The following is a 3,724-nucleotide window of genomic DNA, read 5'->3' as shown; positions in this document are numbered from 1 at the left end:
CTCCTGCGCCGACCAAGGCCGCCAGCGGCTTTGACGACATGGACGACGACATTCCGTTCTAGCACCTAGTCATCTAATATTTGTAAACCAAGCCATGTAAGTCATTGACTTACATGGCTTTTTCCATTTGTACACAAATTTGTTGAATTCCGCTGAAGTCTGACCCGAGGGGGGTGCGGATATAAACTTGGACTGGTTTATGCCGTAAGTCCAAGACTCTCTCGGTATTCGATGGGGCTAAGAGAGCCAAGAGAGATCTTGATCCGCTTCTCGTTGTACCAGCGGATGTAGGAATCGACTATCTGAATGAACTGCTCAATGGTTGTGGTCTTCCAGTCCCGAGGATAGAACAGTTCCGTTTTCAGCCGTCCGAAGAAGCCTTCGCATGCCGCGTTGTCAGGCGAACACCCCTTGCGCGACATCGAGCGAATCAGCTTCGCGTCACCGATCCTCGATAGCCAACCGGGCCAGCGATAGTGTGCGCCACGATCAGAGTGGACGACAGGCCGGGCATTGCCGCCGGCCACCGTCTCGATGGCTGCATCCAGCATCGTGTTGACGAGCTCAGCGTCGGGATGCGTCCCAATGGTCCAGCTGATGACCAGGCCATCGAAGCAGTCGATGATGGGCGACAGGTACACCTTGCCGGCCGGGATCTGGAACTCTGTGATGTCGGTGAGCCACTTCTCGTTCGGGGCCGCTGCGTGGAAGTCGCGATTGATGAGGTTCTCGGGCGCTGGGCTGATTTCGCCCAGGTAAGAGCCGTACCGACGCCGCTTGGGCCTGGCAACGACCAGGCTCTCTTGTTTCATCAACCGCTGCACGACCTTCTCAGAGATGGTGACGCACTGCCTGGTCAACGAAGCCTGCAGCCTGCGGTAGCCGTAACAGCGGTGGTTCAGCTCGAAGATGTCGATGAGGGTTTGCCCCGCGGCGGGACAATGCAATTCACTCGCCAGCAAAAATGTGTGCACCTGCAGCTTGGCATATCTCATGCGCTGACTGGGCCTTTTCTGTAGCACCAGCACCGGTCCCATAAATGGGTACCCGTCCCTCCCGACGCCGCCAAATTTCCGCAATCGCAAAGAGCATGTCCGGTCGACGCCAAGGCAAGAGCGATGGCAGGGAGGCGTGCCGCTCAAACACGTCTCGACGATCTACCCGGACGAGCTTGATCGCTTGGCCTCGCTACGGGCAGACATCCTCATTACGCACGAAGCTCCCGGATACCATCAAAACGGCTTCGAGCTCCTGGACACCCTGGCACAGTCCATGGGCGTCAAAGTGACCGTGCACGGGCACCATCACGACAACCTGGACAGCTCCGATCGATGGACCCGGCAGGGCTTCAAGAGCTACGGTGTCGGCTTGCGCGGCATCAAGGCAATCGACGCGGACGGAAATGCAACCGTGATCGTTCCAGGCGAGCTCGACGTGCAGCGTGACTTTCGGCAGAAGTACCTGGATGTGTTCAAGGACGTGCCGCAATGAAACTCACACACCACGGCGCCCAGGACTACCAGAGCCTGTTGATGCACAGAGAGGCAGTTCGGATGGTTCTGGCCGATGCCTCCCTCATTGAGAAAGCGCTGGGCACACTTGCACACTGGGATGCCATCTCCGACCCCAGATCCAAACCGCTCCGGGATCAATGGGTGCAGATTCTCTCCACTCGGAACTGGAGCCTTGCCCTGGCGGAGTCTGAGTTGGGCAATCAGCTTCGCCAAGCTTCCCCCATGGCAACGCTGCTGCCGAACAGCGTACGCCTGGCCATCATCTCGGAGGTCACAGCCCTCAAAGAGGCCGCGTCAGAACAACAGGCAGTTGAGACGGCCCTTGCGCGAGCGCGCCCAATGAAAATCCTTGCCCTCTCCGACCTCCACATCGAGTTCGCCCCATTTGTCCCGGATCCAGCAGCCGTCGAAGCCGCCGATGTCATCGTGCTGGCGGGTGATATCAGCACTGGCGCCAAGGGAACCCTCCGCTGCACGGCTTGCAACAGCATCAAATTGATTAGCGCTGAAAAATTGCAAAGCTTTGCCGCCCTGTGCCCGGCGGCCGTCTGAAGGCGCGCTGAAACCGCGCTACTTCCCCGCGGGACGGCTGCGTGCCGCTGCGGCGTCCATGGCAAACCGCGGCGCCAGCAATAACAGCGCGCGGGCCAGGGTGACCGCGAGCCCCGCCCCAAGGCGGGTTGATGCAGAGCCGGCCAGACCCAGGGCCAGGCGCAAATCCCGCAGAGGCTGAAGCACGCTGGCGCGCCACTGCGGACCGCCGGCGAAAGCCCAGGTGGACCGCGTGCTGATGGTCACCCCTTCGTTTGCCGGCAACGGGTCCCAGCTGAAGTAGGCCGCGCTCTGCTGCGCCGTGCGCCAGGATTCCATCACCAGTGCCTGGCCGGGCAGCAGTCGGACGGTGTCCCCGGCGTCCAGAAAATGATCGCCACCGCGCACACCGTCATCGTGGCGGGCATGGTCAAAGGTAAGCCAGACGCGGCCGCGCGCTATACGCAGCACGCCCGGCTGGACGGGCCGCAGGGTCAGCGCTTGCCCGTCCCCCAGTTTCCAGCAGCCGGACAGGGCACGTGTGGCGGCGGATGAATCCAGCACATGAAGTTCAAGGTCGTTCATGGCGTCCCCCTGGCAGGCAATGCCGTCACCGGCTTGAATGATTGAGCGGTTTCACACCCCTCGTTCTCTTTTTCTGTATCGGCAAGACCGGACTCGACCAGCGCATGCAGCGCGGGATTGTCGATCTGCCGCGCGAGCAGGCGGGCCGCTATCCCGCTGGCGTTGTCACCGAGCGCCTGACGGTGAAGGTAGGCGCGTACCGTGAGCTCGCGCATACCGCTGCGTGAGGCCAGGTTCTGCAGCTCATGGATCCAGGCCGATGCCTGGGGCATGGCTTGCGCGACCGCCAGACGGCACAAGGCATCGAGCGCGTGACCCTTGCCCCAAAGATAGGCATCGGGTACGCGATGGCAGCGCTCAACGGCATCGACGAGGATTTCCAGTGCGCGCCGCGGCTCGCCGCGGGCCATGGCGACACATCCGAGGCCCCGGCCGGCGATACCTTGCCAGCAGGGGTCGCCGATCTGGCATCCGAGTGCAAACGCCTGTTCAAAACGCTCCGAAGCGGCGGCCAAGTCACCGCAGCCCAGGTCCACCTCGGCCCGCAGCGACTGGGGCCAGGGCACGAATGCGGTCCAGCCCTGCCGGGCCAGCGCGACCGACCGGTCCAGGGCATCGCGTGCGGCGGCCAGTTCACCCTGCAGGAGGAGGACGCGTCCCAGCATGGAGAGCGCGTAGCAGACCTGCTTGCTGTCTCCGGCGCCTTGGGCGAGGCGCTCCGCATCGTGGAGCATCGAGATGGCGTCCGCATAGTGCGCGGTGTCGCTGAGTGCGGCGCCGTGGACCGTGGCGATCCTGGCCTGCTCGGCGCGGTCCTCATAGGCGATCGGCGCAGCCCGTTGCAGCCAGCTCAGGGCACGTTCATAGCGGCCGCGCAGGAACTCGACGTAAGCGAGTTCACGGCAGGCCGCCGGGTCCTGTCCTATCGTGAGTGCCTCGTGCAGAGCCATGGCACCTTCCTCGTCACGGCCCCTGGCGGCATGAACCAGGGCGCCGCCCAGGGCGACCCGCGTGCGCACGCGCAGGGTGGCCTCACCAGCGGCGTCAGCCTCAATAATCGCGCGCCGCAGGCATTGCAACCCGGCGTCCAGGAC

At 62.9% G+C, this 3,724-nt stretch carries 3 protein-coding genes and 2 pseudogenes; 2 read left to right on the top strand and 3 right to left on the bottom strand.

Features of this window, described 5'->3' with window-relative positions; genetic code table 11:
* Positions 1-197 precede the first annotated feature (197 nt).
* A pseudogene (locus WA904_RS21175) lies at positions 198-926 on the bottom strand (IS3 family transposase); the annotation flags it as partial.
* A 205-nt stretch (positions 927-1,131) separates the two neighbouring features.
* Between WA904_RS21175 and WA904_RS21170 the strand changes: the two are divergent.
* Together WA904_RS21170 and WA904_RS21165 are read left to right on the top strand one after the other, a co-directional pair.
* Positions 1,132-1,491 carry a hypothetical protein gene (locus WA904_RS21170; protein WP_425199103.1) on the top strand — a complete coding sequence of 120 codons (360 nt, stop codon included), beginning with the start codon at positions 1,132-1,134 and terminating at the stop codon, positions 1,489-1,491.
* Positions 1,488-2,066, top strand: coding sequence for a hypothetical protein (locus WA904_RS21165; protein WP_425199102.1), 579 nt, complete (start codon positions 1,488-1,490; stop codon positions 2,064-2,066). Before WA904_RS21170 ends, WA904_RS21165 begins: the two co-directional genes overlap by 4 nt.
* Positions 2,067-2,084: 18 nt before the next feature.
* Here WA904_RS21165 and WA904_RS21160 read toward each other — a convergent pair whose 3' ends face one another.
* Positions 2,085-2,630, bottom strand: a complete 546-nt coding sequence (locus WA904_RS21160; RefSeq protein ID WP_425199101.1) for a DUF2917 domain-containing protein — start codon at positions 2,628-2,630, stop codon at positions 2,085-2,087.
* Positions 2,627-3,724: pseudogene (locus WA904_RS21155) on the bottom strand (SARP family transcriptional regulator); the annotation flags it as partial. The gene WA904_RS21160 and the pseudogene WA904_RS21155, both read right to left, overlap by 4 nt.

The organism is Polaromonas sp., assembly GCF_049790275.1.
In the GTDB taxonomy this organism is placed as follows: Bacteria; Pseudomonadota; Gammaproteobacteria; order Burkholderiales; family Burkholderiaceae_C; genus Polaromonas.
Note: the sequence above shows the minus strand (reverse complement) of the source record. Positions and strands in the feature narration are given on the sequence as shown.